The organism is Janthinobacterium sp. RA13 (assembly GCF_000745325.1).
GTDB lineage: Bacteria > Pseudomonadota > Gammaproteobacteria > Burkholderiales > Burkholderiaceae_D > Janthinobacterium > Janthinobacterium rivuli.
The window spans coordinates 2747367-2766684 of sequence record NZ_JQNP01000001.1 but is presented as its reverse complement, the minus strand read 5'-3'; the positions used below and the strand labels follow the sequence as shown (position 1 = coordinate 2766684).

Annotated in this window: 17 protein-coding genes; 10 read left to right on the top strand and 7 right to left on the bottom strand. The window is 60.8% G+C overall.

Going from position 1 to position 19318, the window contains the following annotated elements:
- Positions 1-33 precede the first annotated feature (33 nt).
- Positions 34-513 (top strand): GNAT family N-acetyltransferase, encoded by a 480-nt coding sequence (locus tag FG13_RS12235; RefSeq protein ID WP_235211722.1) that lies wholly within the window; start codon positions 34-36, stop codon positions 511-513.
- Here the strand turns inward: FG13_RS12235 and FG13_RS12230 are convergent, their stop codons facing one another.
- The 3 genes from FG13_RS12230 to FG13_RS12220 all read right to left on the bottom strand — a co-directional run bounded on the left by FG13_RS12230 (position 514) and on the right by FG13_RS12220 (position 4254).
- Positions 514-1923: an FAD-binding oxidoreductase gene (locus FG13_RS12230; RefSeq protein WP_035821201.1), complete on the bottom strand. Its 1410-nt coding sequence runs from the start codon at positions 1921-1923 to the stop codon at positions 514-516.
- 103 nt (positions 1924-2026) lie between these two features.
- Complete coding sequence (locus FG13_RS12225) at positions 2027-3277, bottom strand: low temperature requirement protein A (protein WP_200880277.1); 1251 nt, start codon at positions 3275-3277, stop codon at positions 2027-2029.
- Between the two features lie 119 nt (positions 3278-3396).
- Positions 3397-4254 (bottom strand): oxidoreductase, encoded by an 858-nt coding sequence (locus FG13_RS12220; RefSeq protein WP_035821198.1) that lies wholly within the window; start codon positions 4252-4254, stop codon positions 3397-3399.
- Between the two features lie 113 nt (positions 4255-4367).
- Here FG13_RS12220 and FG13_RS12215 point away from each other — a divergent pair, with 113 nt between their 5' ends.
- From FG13_RS12215 to FG13_RS12190, 6 genes are all read left to right on the top strand, one after another.
- The gene (locus FG13_RS12215; RefSeq protein WP_051958973.1) at positions 4368-5357 is read left to right on the top strand and encodes a LysR family transcriptional regulator; all 990 of its coding nucleotides are present in this window, start codon (positions 4368-4370) and stop codon (positions 5355-5357) included.
- Positions 5358-5482: 125 nt separating this feature from the next.
- On the top strand, positions 5483-6400 hold the full coding sequence (locus FG13_RS12210) for a ChaN family lipoprotein (protein WP_035821196.1): 918 nt from the start codon (positions 5483-5485) through the stop codon (positions 6398-6400).
- Positions 6401-6646: 246 nt separating this feature from the next.
- Complete coding sequence (gene exbB, locus FG13_RS12205; RefSeq protein ID WP_235211721.1) at positions 6647-7288, top strand: tonB-system energizer ExbB; 642 nt, start codon at positions 6647-6649, stop codon at positions 7286-7288.
- Positions 7289-7291: 3 nt separating this feature from the next.
- Positions 7292-7717: a TonB system transport protein ExbD gene (gene exbD, locus FG13_RS12200; RefSeq protein WP_051958971.1), complete on the top strand. Its 426-nt coding sequence runs from the start codon at positions 7292-7294 to the stop codon at positions 7715-7717.
- Positions 7714-8493: an energy transducer TonB family protein gene (locus FG13_RS12195; RefSeq protein ID WP_051958969.1), complete on the top strand. Its 780-nt coding sequence runs from the start codon at positions 7714-7716 to the stop codon at positions 8491-8493. Before exbD ends, FG13_RS12195 begins: the two co-directional genes overlap by 4 nt.
- A gap of 31 nt (positions 8494-8524) precedes the next feature.
- Positions 8525-10783 (top strand): TonB-dependent receptor domain-containing protein, encoded by a 2259-nt coding sequence (locus tag FG13_RS12190; protein ID WP_035821192.1) that lies wholly within the window; start codon positions 8525-8527, stop codon positions 10781-10783.
- A 68-nt stretch (positions 10784-10851) separates the two neighbouring features.
- Here the strand turns inward: FG13_RS12190 and FG13_RS12185 are convergent, their stop codons facing one another.
- Positions 10852-11259, bottom strand: a complete 408-nt coding sequence (locus tag FG13_RS12185; protein ID WP_035821190.1) for a PRC-barrel domain-containing protein — start codon at positions 11257-11259, stop codon at positions 10852-10854.
- A gap of 246 nt (positions 11260-11505) precedes the next feature.
- On the opposite strand from FG13_RS12185, the gene FG13_RS12180 reads away from it, so the two are divergent.
- The 3 genes from FG13_RS12180 (at position 11506) to ftsB (ending at position 14968) form a co-directional block, all read left to right on the top strand.
- A complete protein-coding gene (locus FG13_RS12180) occupies positions 11506-13158 on the top strand; it encodes a CTP synthase (protein ID WP_035821188.1) in 1653 nt (550 codons plus the stop codon).
- A 141-nt stretch (positions 13159-13299) separates the two neighbouring features.
- Positions 13300-14583 carry a phosphopyruvate hydratase gene (gene eno, locus FG13_RS12175; protein ID WP_035821185.1) on the top strand — a complete coding sequence of 428 codons (1284 nt, stop codon included), beginning with the start codon at positions 13300-13302 and terminating at the stop codon, positions 14581-14583.
- A gap of 61 nt (positions 14584-14644) precedes the next feature.
- Positions 14645-14968 (top strand): cell division protein FtsB, encoded by a 324-nt coding sequence (gene ftsB / locus FG13_RS12170; RefSeq protein WP_035821182.1) that lies wholly within the window; start codon positions 14645-14647, stop codon positions 14966-14968.
- Between the two features lie 255 nt (positions 14969-15223).
- On the opposite strand, the gene FG13_RS12165 is transcribed toward ftsB, so the two are convergent.
- The 3 genes from FG13_RS12165 to FG13_RS12155 all read right to left on the bottom strand — a co-directional run bounded on the left by FG13_RS12165 (position 15224) and on the right by FG13_RS12155 (position 19205).
- Positions 15224-15511 (bottom strand): hypothetical protein, encoded by a 288-nt coding sequence (locus FG13_RS12165; RefSeq protein ID WP_035821181.1) that lies wholly within the window; start codon positions 15509-15511, stop codon positions 15224-15226.
- A 164-nt stretch (positions 15512-15675) separates the two neighbouring features.
- Complete coding sequence (locus FG13_RS12160) at positions 15676-16806, bottom strand: glycerophosphodiester phosphodiesterase (protein ID WP_035821179.1); 1131 nt, start codon at positions 16804-16806, stop codon at positions 15676-15678.
- A complete protein-coding gene (locus FG13_RS12155) occupies positions 16806-19205 on the bottom strand; it encodes a TonB-dependent receptor (protein WP_035821177.1) in 2400 nt (799 codons plus the stop codon). The genes FG13_RS12160 and FG13_RS12155 overlap by 1 nt, the downstream gene beginning before the upstream one ends.
- Positions 19206-19318: the final 113 nt, after the last annotated feature.

Sequence of the window (19318 nt, the reverse complement as noted above, 5' to 3'; positions counted from 1 at the left end):
TCAACATTATCCAGCTGATGGCATGATTGTTATATGACTACTTTGCCCGAACCGATACTGCGTCCCGCCCTGGTTGCCGACGCGTCCGCCATCGTCGCCCTGATCGACGACCTGATGCCCTTTTTGACCCTGCACCCGGATGGCGCGGGGGCGGAAAAGTTCATCGAACATTGCCGCCAGCCAGCCATCGAAGGTTATCTGTCGCAGTCGCGCTACGCGTATCAGCTCGCGTATATCGACGGCGCACTGGCTGGCGTGGTGGCGATGCGCGACAACACGCATCTGTTCCACATGTTCGTGCCGCGCGCCATGCACCGGCGCGGCATGGCGCGCCGTTTGTGGCAGGCCGCCCGCGATGCGTCGCTGGCCAAAGGCGATGTGACGGCCTTTACCGTCAACTCCTCGATGTATGCCTTGCCCCTGTACACCAGCCTGGGCTTTGTCGCCACGGGGCCGAAGGTGGAGGAGGGCGGGATTGCTTTCGTGCCGATGCGCATGGAATTGACTGCCTGATTACCAGCGCACGATCTTCCCCGGATTCATGATGTTCTTCGGATCGAGCGCGTGCTTGAGGGCGCGCATGGTGTCGATGGCGCCCTCGCCATGTTCTTCCACGAGGAAGGCCATCTTGTGCATGCCCACGCCGTGTTCGCCCGTGCAGGTGCCGTCCATGCCGATGGCGCGCGTGACCATGTCGCTGTTGACCTTTTCCGCGCGCGCGATGTCGGCCGGGTCATCGGGATCGACCAGCATCTGCACGTGGAAATTACCGTCGCCGACGTGGCCGATGATGGCGTAGACGAGGCCCTGCGCTTCGCAATCGGCCTTGGTGGCGAGGATGCATTCTGCCAGGCGCGAAATCGGCACGCAGCAGTCGGTGGAAATGGCGCGGCTGTCGGGGCGCATCTGCAGTAGCGCGAAATACGCGTTGTGGCGCGCGGCCCACAGGCGCGAGCGGTCTTCGGGGTGGCTGGCCCATTCGAAATCGCTGGCGCCGTGTTCCGCCGTGATGGCTTGCACCAGCTGCGCTTGCTCGGCCACGCTGGCCGGCGTGCCGTGAAATTCAAACAGCAACAAGGGTTTCTCCGGCAGCGCCATCTTGTCGTAGGCATTGATGGCTTTCACGCCATTTTCATCGAGAAACTCGACCCGCGCCACAGGAATACCCATCTGGATGGTCTGGATCACGGCGCTGACGGCTTCGCCCGTGCCGGGGAACGAGCACACGGCGGCCGAGATCGCTTCCGGCAGCGGATACAGTTTGACCGTCACTTCCGTGATGATGCCCAACGTCCCTTCGCTGCCGACGAACAAGCGCGTCAGGTCGTAGCCGGCCGACGATTTTTTCGCCCTGGTCCCCGTCTTGATGATGCGCCCATCGGCCGTCACCACCGTCAGGGCCAGCACGTTTTCGCGCATGGTGCCGTAGCGCACGGCGTTCGTGCCCGAGGCACGCGTGGCGGCCATGCCGCCCAGCGAGGCATTGGCGCCCGGGTCGATGGGGAAAAACAGGCCCGTGTCGCGGATTTCTTCGTTCAGTTGCTTGCGCGTCACGCCAGCCTGCACGGTGGCCGTCAAGTCTTCACTATGCACTGCCACCATCTGGTGCATTTGCGACAGATCAATCGTCACGCCGCCATGCAAGGCCAGCACGTGGCCTTCAAGCGAGGTGCCGCTGCCATAGGCGATGACGGGCACGTCGTGTGCGCTGCACAGCTTGACGGCGGCCGCCACTTCCTCGGTGGAATGGGCGAAGATGACGGCGTCCGGCAGCATGGGCGGATAGCTCGACTCGTCGCGGCCATGGTGTGCACGCATGGCTTGCGTCATGGAAAAGCGGTCGGCAAAGATCAGGGAAAGTACGGCAGCAAGGGATGCGGGCAGCGGTTTTTTCAGTACCGCCAACTGGTCAGTTTGATTCACGCGAGTCCTCCGTTTTTTTTATTCTACCCCGCGCCCGGGGATTTTATCGGTGGACTCTCGCATCAGCCGCGCTGATCGGGCTTGCCTGCCGGCGACCCTGCCACTAGTGGGACGTGAGCATGTCACCCTGGTGACGATGTCCCAGTACCTCATAGCCGACGACCGTGATGACCGGTGCAAAGAGCAGAATGCCGAGGCATTCAACGATATTCGCGCCAAAGATCGCCGCCATGATCGCCGTCGCGATGACGGCAGCTGTTGCGAGCAGAAGCCATAGATGCAGTTGATCGTAGCGGCGCACAAGAAAATAGTGGAGCGCATAAATCAAGGCGAGAAAAATGGTCACGGGAATCGCGGTGGCGAGCAGGGCCGGGAGTGTGCCGATATGGGCCTTGTTTTCAATCAGGTTCGCCGCGACGTCAAGACCCGCGCCCGTTGCCACAATAGATGCAATGATCAATATCTGCCCATAGCTCCAGATGAAAGCGCGTGAGCGATGCACGTGCAGCACATGCGCCGACGGTAGAATGGAGTACACCCACCACATGCCAAAGGTCAGCCCGACGCCTGCAATGCAAGCGAGTGCCGTTTCCAGCGTCCAGCCCTGGTGCTCCATTTCGGCAGACAAGGTCGCGACCGTACCGACCAGTCCTTCACCCAAGGCAAGGATGGCGAACAGGCTGTAGCGTTCGGCAATGTGCTCCGCGTGCCAGGGCGTACCGCCATCCTTGCGCTCCGCCAGCACGGGGCCGGCAAACTCGATGAGAAACCAGAGGGCAGCCAGGGTCATGGTCACGTCCATCGAGAAAGGGAAAAGAATAATCGCTATCCAGCCTATCTGGGCAATCGCAATGGCGGCGGCATAGGTGAGGCACGCGCGGCGCCGCGCGAGGTCTTGCCTCGCTGCCCGCAACCATTGAAATATCAGCGCCACGCGCATGATCACGTAGCCGAGTACCATCACCGAATTATCCAGCTGCTGGCCGTGTTCGAGGGAAGAGAACAGGCGCGGCAAGCCTACCGCCAGCACCAGCACGCCCGTCATCTGTACCATTGTGGTGATGCGGAAAATCCAGTCGTCAGTGTCGTAGGCGGATGCAAACCACGTGAAATTGAACCAGGCCCAGCAGATGCAGAGGCTGGCGAAGCCAAACCCGATGAGCGCGCTGGCGTAATGGCCTGCCGCGAGCGCGTGTGCGAACTGGGCGGCGGCAAACGCAAAGCATGTGACGAAAGTCAGGTCGAATAACAATTCCAGGGACGATGCGACGCGGTGTGGTTCGTGCGGATCGCGTCCGGACATCCGCCGTAGGTGATGGTGGAAAACTTTGACAACAGAATCAGATGTGCTCATGCTTTATTCCTCGCCTGCGTACGCGATATATCAAGGTGGTTTCAAGAATCAGGTACGGAGTAGCCCGCGAATTGTCCATATGGGAAAATTCAGGCATGGCCCACCCCGGTCAAGCTCTGTCAGGCGGGAAAATCCGTAGATGCGGAGAGGTCGCGCCACATATCCATTTCCTGTGCCACAAAGGCGTTTTTTTCGGCAATCGCAGCCAGCGTGTCTGTGCCCATGGGAAGACGCAGTGGTGGATGGGGCGTGTCTGCAAGGCGGAGCATGGCGGCCGCCAATTTTTGGGGATCACCGGGCTGATTGTGGTTAAGCGCCAACGCCTGTTTGCGCACGGCGCCTGAAGTCGCCGCGTAATCCTCAATTTCATCGGGCGCTACGAGCAGCGACGATGCATCCAAGAAATCGGTGCGGAAATAGCCTGGCTCGACGACAGTGGCGTGAATTCCCAGTGGCTTGAGCTCGGTATGCATGGCCTCGGTGATGCCTTCGACGGCAAATTTTGTCGATGAATACACCCCGAATCCTGCCGCAGCCTGATAGCCGCCTATCGATGAAATATTGATCACGTGACCGGAACGCTGCGCGCGCATTGCCGGCAGCACGGCGCGCGTCACGTTCAGCAAGCCGAAGACATTCGTGTCAAACATCCGTCGCACATCCGCATCGCCAGACTCTTCCACGGCAGCCAGCAGACCGAAGCCCGCATTATTGACGAGCACGTCAATACGCCCAAAATGTTCCAGCGCAACGCGCACACCCTGCCTGGTTTGTTCCTCATTCGTCACGTCTAGCGCAAGCGGCAACAACGCGGCGCAGCTGCCAAGCCGCTCGACGATCGCGGCGACGTTACGCCCGGTTGCGACCACCGCATTGCCGTCCGCCAGTGCCGCCTCTGCAATCAATGCGCCGATGCCTCTTGATGCACCGGTGATCAACCAGACGCGCTTGAATTCATGCTGTTGAACGTTATTCATCATTCTGCTCCCGAGGTGTTTAAAGGGCGAATGATAAAAGCAAAAATTAGCATGAACTAGTGGTCAAATGCTAGAATGATAATCAACTAAAACTTGCTAATCATCATCGCTCCATGAATGATATCCGCGCCATTACCATCTTCGTCCGCACGGCAACGCTGGGCAGCCTGCGGCGCGCGGCCATTGACCAGGGCATTTCGCCACAGGCGGCCAGCCAGTCGGTGATCCAGCTGGAAAAATCACTTGGCGTGCGCCTGTTCCATCGGACCACGCGCAAGCTGAGTTTGACGGAAGAGGGCCAGCGCTTGTTCGATAGCGTGAAACCGGCACTTGCCATACTGTCGTCGTCCCTCGACGAAGCGCGCCGGTCCAAGGAAGAGGTCAACGGGATATTGCGCATCAACGCTCCCCGGTCGCTGGGGCTTTCGGTGCTTTGGCAATTTTTTGAATTATTTCAGCAGCATAATCCCAAAGTGCAACTCGACATCCAGCTCGATGACCAGTTCACCGACCTGGTGAGCGGACGCGCCGATGTGGGTTTCCGGGGAGGGCCGCCGCCTTCGGCAGGGGCGATTGCGCGGCGGCTCATGCCCATCCAGTTGATCGTTTGCGCATCGCCAGACTACATCCAACGCCACGGCGCACCTCAAACGATAGACGAACTGAGCCAGCACAGCTGCACCGGCTATCGGTGGGCAAATACAGGCAAGGTTGCGCAATGGCAGTTTCAGATCGGCGACGAGATTGTGCATCGGGACATCCCGGCAGTCATTTGCGTGAATGACACCGCGATGGAGACACAGGCTGTGTTATCGGGTCTTGGTATTGGACAACTAGGTAGTTTCGAGGCCATGCCACATATCCGCAGCGGCCGGCTTGTGCCTTTGCTCATGCAGCATGTCAGCGAGTGCGGCGCCATCTATATCTATTACGGGCATCGAGCGGAACAGTCACTGCGGGTGAGGACTTTTATTGATTTTATGATCGGGAAACTTGCTGATAACCGTGCTTTTTTCCTGGATCGGTCCGAATTGGCCGCTTCCGTTCCTTTGCTGAAGGCACGTCCTCATGCACAGATCGGGGGCGCCGGGCGCCAGCGTTGATTTTTGCCAGTTGTAAAAAATTTTCATGGCGTGCCGTGCATTGGTTGTAAATGAGAATCATTTCCATTAAAATGCCCGCCAGTAGTTATTTTGCAATGCGTGCTTCCACCCGAAAGGCCATGCCCATGAGATTTCCCCTGTCCTTCGCCGCCGTCCTGCCCGCCTGCGTACTGGCCCTGAGCGCTTGCAGCAGCGTCGCACCCGTCAACGGATCCGGCGCGACCGCCGCCGCGCCCGCTACTGCGCAAGACGTGCGCCAGCTGGGCGAGATCGTCGACCTGCGCAGCGGCCAGCGCTTGACTGCCGAACAATTGCTGGCCCAGCTGGCCGCCGCGCCGCGGGTCATCGTCGGCGAACAGCATGACCAGCTCAGCCATCATCAGATCGAACAATGGCTGTTGCAGCAACTGCAGGGCCAGCGTCCGCAAGGCAGCGTGCTGCTGGAAATGCTGAATCCGGACCAGCAAGCCAAGGTGGACAAGGTCAAGCCATGGCTGCAGACGGATCCCGTCGTGCGCCCAGAGCACGTGGCCGAGCTGCTGGCGTGGCAGCGTAACTGGAAGTGGGAGCAGTATGGCGACCTGGTCATGACCGTGATGCGCGCGCCGTATCCCGTCTGGTCGGCCAACCTGGACCGCAGCGAGATCAAGCAACTGTTTATCGACAAGCCGGCCGTGCAGGGCAAGCACTCGAACCTGGCCAACGATGCCAAGGTGCATGACAAATTGAAGGACATCATCCGCGTCATGCACGACAACCAGATCGACGAACCGCGTCTGGCCGCCATGCTGTCGGTGCAGCAGCAGCGCGACCGCCGCATGGCCGAGCGCCTGCTGGCAGCGCCCGCGCCGGCCGTGCTGATCGCCGGCGCCTACCATGCGCACAAGGACCTGGGCGTGCCGCTGCACGTGCAGGACTTGACGGGCGGCCCGACGCCGCTGGTGCTGGTGCTGGCACAGCAGGGCGCCACGGTGCTGGCGCCGCAGGCCGATTTCGTCTGGTTCACGCCGGTTGTTGCACCTGCCGTTGCCAGCGCCAAATAATTTTTTGTATGTCCGCCGGGCGTTCTGCCCGGCATTCTCCCCCAGCAAGCTCCCCCGCAGCAGCCAGGTAGTCCGTCCGTTTTTTTTGCATGCGCGTGCGCGCCGTTGGCGCAGCCATGCCTGTTACCTGTCAAAGTTCTCATGCGTATCTCTTGTCTTAAAGCCGCCAGCTGCGGTGCCGTTCTTTCCTTCTGTCACGCCACCGCGCAAGCGTCCGCCTTGCCGCATGACATGTCGCCGCTGGGCATGTTTTTCGCCGCAGACCAGGTCGTCAAAAGCGTGCTCATCGGCTTGCTGGGCGCCGCGCTGGCTACCTGGGTGGTCTTGCTGGTGAAAGGCGCCAGTTTGCTGCAAGCCAGGCGCGCGGCTGCGCAAGCCGTCGCTGTGCTGAAGACGGCGATCTCCTTGCCGGACGCGGCAGCAAAGAGCGGGGCGTCCATGCTGGCGCAGCAGCTGCTCGGCGACGTGCAGCAGGAACTGAAGTTGTCGCACGCCAATGCACCGGCGGCGGCCCTGAAGGAGCGGGCTGGCTTTCGTCAGGAGCAGTGGATCGCGCACAATGTACGCAGCATGACGCAAGGCATCGGCCTGCTGGCCAGCATCGGCGCCGTGGCGCCGTTCGTCGGCCTGTTCGGCACCGTGTGGGGCATCATGAACAGTTTTATCGGCATCGCCGTCAGCCAGAGCACGAATCTGGCGACAGTCGCGCCCGGCATTGCGGAAGCCTTGCTGGCGACCGCCCTGGGCTTGGTGGCGGCGATACCCGCCGTCGTCATCTACAACGTGCTCAGCCGCGGCATCAACCAGTACAAGGCGCAGCTGCGCGCCGCTTCCGCGCAAGTGCTGCTGATGCTGAGCCGCGACCTCGACATGCGCCAGCAGGCCTGAGCCATGGCGTCCCTGTTTCCTTCGTCGGACGACGACACGGCCGACATGCCGGAGTTGAGCGAGATCAATGTCACGCCCTTCATCGACGTGATGCTGGTGCTGTTGATCATTTTCATGGTGGTCTCGCCGCTGGCCACCGTCGACCTGAAAATCGACTTGCCTGCCGCCACGGCCAAGCCCGAACCGCGTCCCGAAAAACCGCTGTTCGTTTCCCTGAAAGCCGACCACAGCCTGTACCTGGGCGAGTCGCCCGTGGCGCGCGAGCAGCTGGGCAGCCTGCTCGACGCCCAGACGGGTGGCGACCGCCAGCGCACGCTGTTTTTCCAGGCCGACAAGCAAGCCGCGTATGAAGACGTGCTGGGCGTCATGGACGCTCTGCGCCAGGCCGGCTATCTGAAAGTGGGCCTGGTGGGCCGGGAGGGCGGGTGAATCCGCGCCCTGCATTGAACTGGGGCATCGCCACGTCGCTCGTGGTGGCCGCCGCGTTGGCGCTGCTGCTGTGGGCCAGCTGGCAACCCGTCACCGTGGCGCCCGCCAACCCGGCGGCCAGCGTGATGCTGGTCTTTGCCGCGCAAGCGATGTCGCCGGAAACGCGGGTGGCGCATGCCGTGGGCGTGCGCCAGTCGGCCGCGTCCAGCGCCGCACGGCCGCCCAAGAGTGCAGTCCGGCAGGAAGCCTTGCCGGTGCTGGCACGCGCCGCCGCGCCGGACATCGTCGCCGCGGAAAAAGACACCAAGGCAGCGGCCAGTCCGTCGCCCGATCCCGGCAAGGATGCCGCGAAGGAAGCGTCTGTGCCTGCGCAGGCCAGCAGTAGCGCCACACCGGCGCCAAGCCCCGTGCGCGGTCCGCAGGCGGCGCCGTTCAACAGCGATACGCCGCCCGCCAGCGCGGCGCCCGCCAGCTGGCAAAGCCAGGTGCTCGGCCACCTGGCGCACTTCAAGCGCTATCCGGGCGACGCGCGCCAGCGCAAGAAGGCTGGCGTCGCCTGGGTGCGCTTCCAGGTGGACCGCGACGGCAAATTGCTGGCCAGCGAACTGGTCACCTCGTCGGGCACGGTGCTGCTTGACCGCGAAGCCTTGCAAGTGCTGCAGCGCGCGCAGCCGCTGCCGGCGCCGCCCGCCAGCGTATTGCGACAGGGCACGGTGACGGTCACCTTGCCCGTGTCGTTCAAGCTCGATGCCGGGAACGGTCACGGCGCCAGCTGAATTTTTCAATCACATAAGAAATCGAGGGTGTATGCATATCAAGACAATGACGCAGGCCGTGGGCATCTGCATGGCTTTGCTCGCGCAGCAGGCATGGGCGCAGCAGGCGCAAGACAGTGGCAAGGTGGAATTTTCGCCGCTGAATGTGTCGGGTGAAACTGTCCCGGCGGAACAGCAGGCGCTGGAGAAACCGGGCGCCGTCAGTGCGCGCGGGGCCGATACGCGCTTGCAGAGCGTCGATCAGATCGTGCGCAGCATGCCGGGCACGTTTACCCAGATCGATCCGGCGCAGGGCGCCGTCAGCGTCAACATCCGCGGCCTGTCGGGCCTGGGGCGCGTCAACATGATGGTCGATGGCGTGAGCCAGAATTACTATGGCAGCGCGCCGTCATCCGTGTCGCACGGCGGCGTGCCCAGCAGCCAGTTCGGCGCCCTGATCGACCCGAACTTCATCATCGGCGTGGATGTGTCACGCGGCAATGTCGTCGGCGGCGACGGCGTCAATGCGCTGGCCGGCAGCGCCAATTTCCGCACCATCGGCGTCGATGACGTGGTCTTCTCCGGTGAAAAAACGGGGGCGCGCACGAAAATGTCGACCGGCAATAACGGCGTGGGACGCAGCGCCATGCTGGCCGTGGCCATGAAAAACCCCGCCTTCGATGGCGGCAGCGTGGGCTTCATGGCCGCCACGAGCGCTAGCGTGATCGGCAACAACTACAAGAATGCCAAGGGCGTCAACAGCGAGGAATTCGGTTTCGGCTACAACCGCTATTACAAGCAGAAACCCAAGTCGCAACTGCTCAAGCTGGATCTCAAGTTGAGCGACTTCCATGCGCTGGAACTGTCGGCGCGCGATTACCGCAACACGTTTACGCGCCGCGATATCCAGAGCAATGACTACTACGTGAAATATCACTACACGCCGTTTTCGGAATTGATCGACCTCAATGTGGTGGCCAGCAGCAGCCGCGGCAACCAGAAATACATGCCCGAGGCGCTGACCAATTTCATCAACACGAATGCGGCCAACCGCGCCGACGCCATCGACATCAACAACACCAGCAGCTTCAAACTGGCCGGTGGCGACGCGCTGGTGACCATCGGCGGCAAGCTGATGCGCAATAAATACAGCAAGCACGTGGAAAGCCTGGTCGATGATCCGGACAATCCGGACGCGAACCAGCAATCGATTGAAAACAATACGTTTGGCCCCGAGGGCGTGCAAAAGATCAGCAGCCTGTATGCGGGCCTGCAATACAACCGCGGCATTGTTCAGGTCAGTGCGGGTCTCAACACCACGCACTTTGATTTGACCGGCTATAAGCCCGCCTGCGATCCGCGCGTGCAGTGTTTCCCGCAAGGGGCGAGCAATATTGCGCTCAAGGAGCACGGCATCAGTCCTTCGCTGCTCGTTTCCGCGCAAGTGACGCCGTGGTTCCAGCCATTTGCCAGCGCCGAGCGCACCATGCGCGGGCCGAATCCACAGGAAGTATTTTTCTCGAATGACGGCGGGGCCTCGATGAATCCTTTCCTGAAGGGCGAGAAAGCGACGACCTACCAGCTGGGTTTCAATTCCAGCTTGCATGGCTTGCTGAGCAAGAATGACGTGCTGAACTTCAAGGCTCTGTATTTCAAAAGCAAGATCGACGGCTATATCACCAGCCAGTCCTTCCTCGTGTGCGACCGCGGCCGCAAGTGCAATATCGCGGAAGTGCTGGCCAACGACTGGCAGAATGTGGATGACTACATGACGAACATGTATATCTACATCAACTCGACCACGCCCGTGTACTCGCGCGGATGGGAACTGGAAGCGCAGTATCAGCTGGGGCCGGCCTATGCGCGCCTGTCGTACACACGCGAAACGACGCGCCAGCCCACCTCGATCGCCAGCGCCTGGTTTGGCGCGGCTGACATCAGCGAGCTGCCCAGCGTGTACTACAACCTCGACGTGGGTACGCGCTTGCTGGACAACAAGCTGGAAGTGGGCGCCATCCTCAAGCACACGGGCTCGAACCGCCGCCTGTCGCCGGACAATGAAGCCGATGAAGCGACGGGCGAAGTGCTCAAGGCCGAGAATCCAAAGATCCCGGCCGTGATCGACTTGTATGCGAGCTGGCAGGTGACGAAAAATCTGTTCCTGCGCCTGTCCGTGCAAAACGCCATGAACAAGGATTTCTCGGAAGCGCTGAACCGTTTGAACTCGATGCCGTCCCAGTCGCAGGACAACACGCCGCTGAGCACGGCGCGGGGCAGGACGTATGTAGCGGGGCTGGAGTACCGGTTCTAGTCAAACCCAAGTGCAAATACTGGGGTCGTACCCTCAGGGTACGACCCCGGCCCTGCGCTTGGGGTGAATTAATACTCGCGTGGTGTCGTTCCATAATAGCTGTGAATGGAGTTCACCCACGTGGTATCGGCCATGTTCGGCCAGTTATCCGTATCGAAGCCGGGCGCGTTTTCGATGCGCTCCTTGTCGACGTTGAGGGTGAAGCGCTTGTTGACGGTGTCGAGCAGCAGCGCTTCCCACGGCACGGCGAACAGCTTTTCGCCGATGGTGAAGACACCGCCGTGCGACATGACGGCGTAGGCGATTTTGCCGCTGCGCATGTCGATCATGATTTCCTTGATTTCGCCCAGATGTTCATCCTTGGCGTTGTGCACATGGTCGCCGATCAGGGTGTCGGCACCCATCAGTTCGGGGCCGGGACCTTTGTGGCCGCGGTTGACATACATGCCGTAGGCGTCGCGTTCTTCGTAGCTCATGATGGACCTCCTGTTGAAAATGCCAGTCTGCCGCCAGGGTGCGGCAGGGTCTGTTCGCTCGCCCACACAAAGTATGGAATTGGAAATATTTCAATTATTGCCAGCTTGCAATTTTGTTGTGCGTAGACAGCAGGAGGGGGAGGGATAGTCGGTATTTGCCGCAAATTTCCGCGCGCGGGGAGCGACGCAGGCGGGCTTTAGTGTATAATTTCAATTTCCCGCACGTGCCGTTCGGCACCATCTGCAATGACCAAATTTGTCTTCGTCACTGGTGGCGTTGTGTCTTCCCTTGGAAAAGGGATTGCCGCCGCCTCCCTCGCCGCGATCCTCGAATCGCGCGGCCTTAAAGTCACCATGCTCAAGCTCGACCCGTATATCAACGTCGATCCTGGCACGATGAGCCCTATGCAACACGGTGAAGTATTCGTCACCGATGACGGGGCCGAAACCGACCTCGACCTCGGTCACTACGAGCGCTTCATTTCCACCCGCATGAAAAAGGTGAATAACTTCACCACTGGCCAGATCTATGAATCGGTGATCCGCAAGGAACGCCGGGGCGAATATCTGGGCAAGACCGTGCAGGTGATTCCGCATATCACCAATGAAATCCAGGATTACATCCGCCGTGGCGCCGAAGGCTACGACGTGGCCCTGTGCGAAATCGGCGGCACTGTCGGCGATATCGAATCCCTGCCATTCCTGGAAGCGGCGCGTCAGCTGAGCCTGCGCGCCGGCCGCAAGAACACGGCTTTCGTCCACCTGACCCTGGTGCCTTACATCGCCTCGGCCGGTGAACTGAAAACCAAGCCGACCCAGCACTCGGTGCAAAAGCTGCGCGAAATCGGCATCATGCCGAATGCGCTGCTGTGCCGCGCCGACCGCGCCATCCCGGAAGACGAACGCGCGAAAATCTCGCTGTTCTCGAATATCGAAGAGCAGGCCGTCATTTCCGTGTGGGACGTCGACACCATCTACAAAGTGCCGCAAATGCTGCACGACCAGGGCCTCGACAAGATCATCTGCGACGCGCTGGACCTCGATCCGGCACCGGCCGACCTGTCGATCTGGAGCAAGCTGATCTACACGATGGAGCATCCGAAGGCGGAAGTGACCGTCGGCATGGTCGGCAAGTATGTCGAGCTGACCGAGTCGTACAAGTCGCTGATCGAAGCGCTGCGCCACGCCGGCATCCACACGGAAAGCCGCGTCAACATCGAGTACATCGATTCGGAAGAAATCGAAACGACCGGTTGCGAGAACCTGGGCAAGTACGATGCCATCCTGGTACCGGGCGGCTTCGGCAAGCGCGGCGTGGAAGGCAAGATCAAGGCGGCCCAGTTCGCCCGTGAAAACAAGATCCCTTACCTGGGCATCTGCCTGGGCATGCAAGTGGCCCTGATCGAATACGCGCGCAACAAGGCAGGCATGCCGAACGCGAATTCGACCGAGTTCGACCTTGATACGGATCAACCTGTCGTTGCACTGATCAATGAGTGGCAAAACCACGATGGTAAAGTCGAGTTGCGCGATGAAAACTCGGACCTGGGCGGTACCATGCGCCTGGGCGCGCAGACCTGCGCCGTCAATCCGGGCACCCTCGCCGCCGAGATCTACGGCAGCGTGGTGACCGAGCGTCACCGTCATCGCTACGAAGCCAATAATCACTACCTGGCCCGTGTCGAAACGGCTGGCCTGATCGTGTCGGCCCGCACGCCGAGCGAAGATTTGTGCGAAATCATGGAATTGCCACGCACGGGTGAAAATGCCCACCCATGGTATATGGGCGTGCAATACCATCCTGAGTTCAAGTCGACGCCACGCACCGGCCATCCGTTGTTTACCTCGTTCATCAAGGCAGCGCTGGCGCACAAAGAAGCCAACGCCGCTGCGGAATAACGCGGTCGATCGCGACAGTATTACCCGTAAGACAGCTCCCGGCCAGATCGTTCCCGCCGGGAGTTTCTTTGCCCCCTTTGTGCAATTGCGCATCAGAACGCAGTGTGCAGCCCCCTGTTAAGCTTAACTTTGGAGAATGACATGAGTGCTATTGTTGATATTATCGGTCGCGAAATCCTGGACTCGCGCGGTAACCCGACCGTCGAATGCGATGTGTTGCTGGAATCGGGCGTGATGGGCCGTGCGGCTGTGCCGTCGGGTGCCTCGACCGGTTCGCGCGAAGCCGTGGAATTGCGCGATGGCGACGCCAAGCGCTACTTCGGCAAGGGCGTGCTGCAAGCATGCGAAAACATCAATACCGAAATCTCCGAAGCCATCATGGGCCTGGACGCCAATGAACAGGCTTTCCTGGACCGTACCCTGATCGACCTGGACGGCACGGAAAACAAATCGCGCCTGGGCGCCAACGCCATCCTGGCCGTCTCGATGGCCGTTGCCAAGGCTGCCGCCGAAGAAGCGGGCTTGCCGCTGTACCGCTATTTCGGCGGTTCGGGCGCCATGCAGATGCCAGTGCCGATGATGAACGTCATCAACGGTGGCGCACACGCCGACAACAACCTGGACATCCAGGAATTCATGATCATTCCCGTGGGCGCCCCGTCGTTCAAGGAAGCCGTCCGCTACGGCGCGGAAGTATTCCACACGCTGAAAAAGATCCTGCACAAGAAGGGCCTGAACACCAACGTGGGCGACGAAGGCGGTTTCGCGCCATCGCTGGCCAACCATGAAGAAGCCATCAAGCTGATCATCCAGGCCATCGAAGAAGCGGGCTACGAGCCAGGCACGCAGATCGCCATCGGCCTCGATTGCGCCGCGTCCGAGTTCTACAAGAACGGCAAGTACGAAATGGAAGGCGAAGGCCTGAGCCTGAGCGCTACCGAGTTCACCAACCTGCTGGCGACCTGGTGCGACAAGTACCCGATCATCTCGATCGAAGACGCGATGCATGAAGGCGACTGGGACGGCTGGGCGATTCTGACGGCGGAACTGGGCAAGAAAGTGCAACTGGTCGGCGACGACCTGTATGTCACCAACACCAAGATCCTGAAAGAAGGCATCTCGAAAGGCATCGCCAACTCGATCCTGATCAAGATCAACCAGATCGGCACCCTGACGGAAACCTTCGCCGCCATCGAAATGGCCAAGCGCGCCGGCTACACGGCCGTCATTTCGCACCGCTCGGGCGAAACGGAAGATTCGACCATCGCCGATATCGCCGTTGCCACGAACGCCCTGCAGATCAAGACCGGCTCGATGTCGCGTTCGGACCGCATGGCCAAGTACAACCAGCTGCTGCGTATTGAGGAAGACCTGGGCGACATCGCCAGCTACCCTGGCCGCGATGCGTTCTATAATCTGAAGTAAGCTGATGTAAAACCCACTGGCCGGCCGGAGATATCCGGCCGGTTTGTTAACTGAATACCCCATGCGCCTGATTACGCTCGCCCTGGCAGCCCTGCTGCTGTTGATTCAATTTCCCCTCTGGCTGGGCAAAGGCGGCTGGCTGCGTGTTGCCGACATGGAAGCCCAAGTGGCGGTGGCGAATAAAAAGAATATGGAATTGAAGGCGCGCAACGCCAAGCTCGAATCCGAAGTGCGCGACCTGAAAGATGGGACGGGCGCCGTCGAAGAGCGTGCCCGCTACGAGCTGGGCATGGTCAAACAGAATGAGATTTTCGTGCAGATCGTGCGCAAGGGACAAACCCCGCCACTGCTGGAAACGCCGGTGGACGCCGCTGCGCCACACTGAGTACTGACTACCAACTACTTCCCGCTTGCCAGCCTGGACCGATTGCCAGGCTGACCTGTCACATGACTACTTTGTTACCTTGTACTGCTGCACACGATTGGCCGCATGGCGCGGCGTGCTGCTGCCTTGCTGCTTGCTGATCAGAAACGGGCCTTGCCGGTCGAGATCAGATAAAAATGGATGCTGGTGACCACGACGGCGACAGCGATCAGTGCGGTTTCGAGAAATATCATATAAAAATCCTTTCAGTGTTTTTTATCCGCGCGACGCCAGAAAACGCAATTCCGAAGCCAGATTCGGCATCAGGTTTTCGTAACGGGCCGCTTCCGAGTTCAGCAGGGCGATGTCGCGCTTGCTTGGGCGCACATAGCGCTGTTCTTCGACGTTGCTGGTGCTGGTGTTCGTGGCGATGACTTCCTTCTGTGCCAGTTCGCTGTACGGCTTGGAAGCGAGCAGGGCGCCGAGGAAGGCGCGCGTGGCGCGGCCCAGGTTGCTGAAGTAGTTGTCGTTGTCGTTGCTGTAGGTGTTGGTAAAAGTGGACATATGCCCTCCATGAATGGTCTGTTGTTGCATTGCACAATAATGGAGTTTGCGATATGCGTCCAATTTCAAATTCCAATTTCAGAAATTCAAGAAACGCATAATAAGGGCGTAGCCATCGGCCACGCCCTGAAAATGAATGTGTTACTAAATGTTTATCCTGCGGTTTATCCTGCGGCGATGCGTCCCAAACCCGGATCGTCGCTGAAAAAGCCGTCGAGTCCCGTCTCGATGTAGCGCCGCATTTCCGCCACGGAACCGGCTTCGTTGCGCGCATTTTCGCCATTGCCGTCGCGGAAGTCAGCTGCCAGGAAACGGTTTTCCGGGCGGAAGGTCCACGTATGCAAGAGCAAGCCCGCCTGGTGCGCATCGTCGACGATGGACGAAGGTTTTGCCAGGCGCTGGTCGGCGCCCAGCGCGATGATTGCTCGCGTGGGCGGCGCCACCACGTCCGCATAGGCGGCGATGTCGCGCAGGCCGGCTGGCGTGATCATTTGCCCGAACGTCAGCTTGCCGCCTGCCTTGGCCACGTCCATCGGGCGGATATCGCCACCCACCACCAGCTGCATCAGGCGCACGTTGGCGCGCCGTCCCAGCTTCTCGCGCAGGTATTTCAAATTCGCCACCTCGAAGGACTGGATTTCGATCGGCGCACGGCGCGTGTATTCGTGCGCCAGCAGGGTCGAGAGGAAACGGTCTTCCAGCGCCAGGCCCGCATCGCGGAAATAGGTCGAGCTTTTCAGCTCCGGCACGAGGCCGATGATGCGTCCGCTGGCGGCTGATTGCGCTGCAACAAAATCGATGATTTCTTCCCAGGTCGGGATCTGGAATTGTCCATCGTACAAGGTGTTGCCGGTGCGTACTTTCGGCAGCCGTTCGATGGCGCGCAGGGTTTTCAGTTCGGCCAGGGTGAAGTCGTCGACGAACCAGCCTTCGTGCCATTCGCCATCGACCATCTTCTTGCCGCGCCGGCTGGCAAATTCAGGCCGGCGCGCCACGTCGGTGGTGTCGATCAGATTGCTTTCATGGCGCGCCACGAGGATGCCGTCGCGCGTGGCGACCAGGTCCGGCTCGACGTAGTCGGCGCCGTCGAGGATGGCCTTGGCGTAGGACGCCAATGTATGCTCGGGGCGCAGGGCGCTGGCGCCGCGGTGGGCGAAGACCAGCGGCCGCGCCGGTGGCGGAGCCAGCAGGCCGGCCGCAAAGCCGGGCGCGGCGGCCAGGGCCAGGCCGCCCACGGCCGCCTGGACGAAGCTGCGGCGCGAAAAATGCCGTTGCGGCAAGATTGATGTGCGCATCAGAAATCCGCCGTCAAGGTGAGGAAGCCCTGGCGCGGGGCAATCGGGAAGGTGTTATAGGTCTTGTCGGCCGCGCCGACCACCACGTTCAGCGAGCCTTCGCGGTTGGCCAGGTTGCTGACGTTGACACGCCAGCGCGGGTTTTTCAGCCAGCTGGCCATGGCCGGCAGCTTGCCCGACACGCCCAGGCCCATCAGGAAGTAGCTGGGGACCGATAAATCGTTGGTGTACGTCGCGTAGCGTTTGCCCACATAGTCTCCCGTCAGTTGCACTTCGATATCGCCAAACGTCGCGGAAGCAACAAACTTGTTCAGCCATTCCGGCGAGCCCGGCACGTTCTTGCCGGCCGTCAGTACCAGCGCGGCGCCATTGTTGTAATTGTCCGCGTACTGCGAGCGGTTGTAGGAAAGGGCATTGTAGAACGAGAAATTGTTGCCGAAGTGCACAGTACCCGCGATATCGATGCCGTCCGTGCGCACGCTGCCCACGTTGGCCAGCACGGGGTTGCCGCCTATGATGGAGGAAATCACGGGGGTTGGGCTGATCTGCAGCAAACGGTTGCTGAAATCGACGTGGTAGACGTTGACCTGGCCATCGATGGCCGTGATGGCGCCCAGGTTCAAGGCGTGGCTGCCGCGCACGCCCACTTCATAGGTGAGGGCCGTTTCCGGCTTGGCATCGCGCTTGAACAGGTCGAACGCGGCCTGGCTCGACAAGCTCCACGGCGAGGCGCCGCCGCCGCCATAGGTGACGAACTGGCGCATGTTTTTCTGGATATTGAAATACAGCTGGTCCTGCGGCGTGAAATCCCAGCGCGCGCCCACTTGCGGCAGGAACCATTTTTTCGTGTTGATGGTGCCGACCGGCAAGGCCGTCGAACCGCCGGAAATGGCGCCCTTGGCCGGCTGCACGGGGAACTGGCCATCGGCAAATTGCAGGCTGGACTTGAAGCCGGCCTGCAGGGCGATATCGGGGCGGATGCGCCATTCATCCTGCAAGTGCAGCTGCACCACCTTGTTGTCGATCTCGCTGCCGTACTGCGTGATCAAAGGATTGCTGGGGCGGTCATACGGCGAGGTCGGGTTGTTGACGTCCAGCGCATACCAGCGGCGGTAGGCGGACGAGCGGTTCTGTTCCAGCCACAGGCCCGCTTCCAGCTGATGCTCGCCGATTTCCTTGCGCAGGGTGGAAAGGAAGCCGCCGCGCTTGATGTCGTATTCCGTCGTGCGCACGGCATAGCCCGAGTTGCCGAAGACTTCTTTCAGGTTCTGTTTCGGGTAGTACACGCTGAACAGGCCGGGCAAACCGGCCACGCCGATGGGACCGGCCACCACGCCCGCGCCGTCATCCTTGTGGTAATACACCTGGTTAGACCACGTCATGCCTTCGGACAAGTTGGCGTCGAACTTGGCATACGCCAGGTAATCGGTGCGCTGCGCATCGCTGTAGTAATTGCGGTAATTGTTGCCGTCCGCGGCAGGCGTCGCGCCCGTCGGCGACAGGTAATTGAGGGCCGCCTTGAAGTCCGGGTACAGGAAGGGACGCGTGTACGGCGCGCTCGTTTCGCCGGCCACGTGCACGGTGCTGTCTTCGTTCGGTTCGATCTTGTCCGAGTAATTGAAGAACAGGGTCAGCTTGCCCGCTTCGCTGCGGTTGACGTACTTGGCGTTGAACTGGTCGCCGCCCTGGCGCGCGTCGAAATCCCAGGCCCGCGCTTCATGGTGCAGGATGGAAAAGTAGGCGCTGCTGCCGTCGCCGAAGGCGCCCGTATCGTAGCGGGCAAACGTGCGCGAGGTGCGGTGGCTGCCCACGGTTTGCTGCACGCTGGCGCCCTGCGTGGCCAGCGGGTCGCTGGAATAGGTTTCGATGGTGCCGCCCAGGTTGCTGGTCGAGGCCGTGGCCAGGTCGCCCGCGCCGGACGACAGCACGACGCTGCGCACGTTTTCGCTGATGACGGCGCGCTGCGGCGACAGGCCGTTGTAGTTGCCGTACTGCTGGTCGCCCAGCGGCACGCCATCCATGGTGTAACCGAGTTGCTGGCCGGAAAAGCCATGCACGAATAGCGACAGGTTCTGCTCGTTGTTGCCCCATGGATCGGCCGTCTGGAAGCTGACGCCTGGCAGGGTTTGCAGGGCTTTCAGGGGATTCGTGCCGGGCAGGATTTTCTGGATTTCATTCTTGCTCAGGGCGACGGAAGAACGCGTCTTGCGCGAGGAAATTTCCACGGTGGTCATCGGTGCGCCGTCATCAGCGGCGGCGGCCATGTCGGTGGCGGCCGAAGCCACGGCGGCGGCGACGGCCGTTTGCGCCAGGGCAGGCAAGCTCAAGCCTGCGGCGCAAGCGCCCAGCAAAACGTGGAAGGAATGGCGGCGCAGGGCCAGCGTCAAGTGGGTGGTCATTATCAGCCTGTGGAAAGTATTGGGAGGAATACAAGCTGCGCAGCGTAACGGCGGCGCGTGACGGGCTGATGACGAACTGATGACGGGAGGATGACAGCGGAAACAAAAGCGCC

Coding starts and splice junctions, on each gene's coding strand:
- FG13_RS12190 (WP_035821192.1), top strand. CDS start 8,525: ATGCATATCAAGACAATGACGCAGGCCGTGGGCATCTGCATGGCTTTG.
- exbD (WP_051958971.1), top strand. CDS start 7,292: ATGGCGTCCCTGTTTCCTTCGTCGGACGACGACACGGCCGACATGCCG.
- FG13_RS12180 (WP_035821188.1), top strand. CDS start 11,506: ATGACCAAATTTGTCTTCGTCACTGGTGGCGTTGTGTCTTCCCTTGGA.
- exbB (WP_235211721.1), top strand. CDS start 6,647: ATGTTTTTCGCCGCAGACCAGGTCGTCAAAAGCGTGCTCATCGGCTTG.
- ftsB (WP_035821182.1), top strand. CDS start 14,645: ATGCGCCTGATTACGCTCGCCCTGGCAGCCCTGCTGCTGTTGATTCAA.
- FG13_RS12155 (WP_035821177.1), bottom strand. CDS start 19,205: ATGACCACCCACTTGACGCTGGCCCTGCGCCGCCATTCCTTCCACGTT.
- eno (WP_035821185.1), top strand. CDS start 13,300: ATGAGTGCTATTGTTGATATTATCGGTCGCGAAATCCTGGACTCGCGC.
- FG13_RS12210 (WP_035821196.1), top strand. CDS start 5,483: ATGAGATTTCCCCTGTCCTTCGCCGCCGTCCTGCCCGCCTGCGTACTG.
- FG13_RS12185 (WP_035821190.1), bottom strand. CDS start 11,259: ATGAGCTACGAAGAACGCGACGCCTACGGCATGTATGTCAACCGCGGC.
- FG13_RS12215 (WP_051958973.1), top strand. CDS start 4,368: ATGAATGATATCCGCGCCATTACCATCTTCGTCCGCACGGCAACGCTG.
- FG13_RS12165 (WP_035821181.1), bottom strand. CDS start 15,511: ATGTCCACTTTTACCAACACCTACAGCAACGACAACGACAACTACTTC.
- FG13_RS12225 (WP_200880277.1), bottom strand. CDS start 3,277: ATGAGCACATCTGATTCTGTTGTCAAAGTTTTCCACCATCACCTACGG.
- FG13_RS12235 (WP_235211722.1), top strand. CDS start 34: ATGACTACTTTGCCCGAACCGATACTGCGTCCCGCCCTGGTTGCCGAC.
- FG13_RS12160 (WP_035821179.1), bottom strand. CDS start 16,806: ATGCGCACATCAATCTTGCCGCAACGGCATTTTTCGCGCCGCAGCTTC.
- FG13_RS12220 (WP_035821198.1), bottom strand. CDS start 4,254: ATGAATAACGTTCAACAGCATGAATTCAAGCGCGTCTGGTTGATCACC.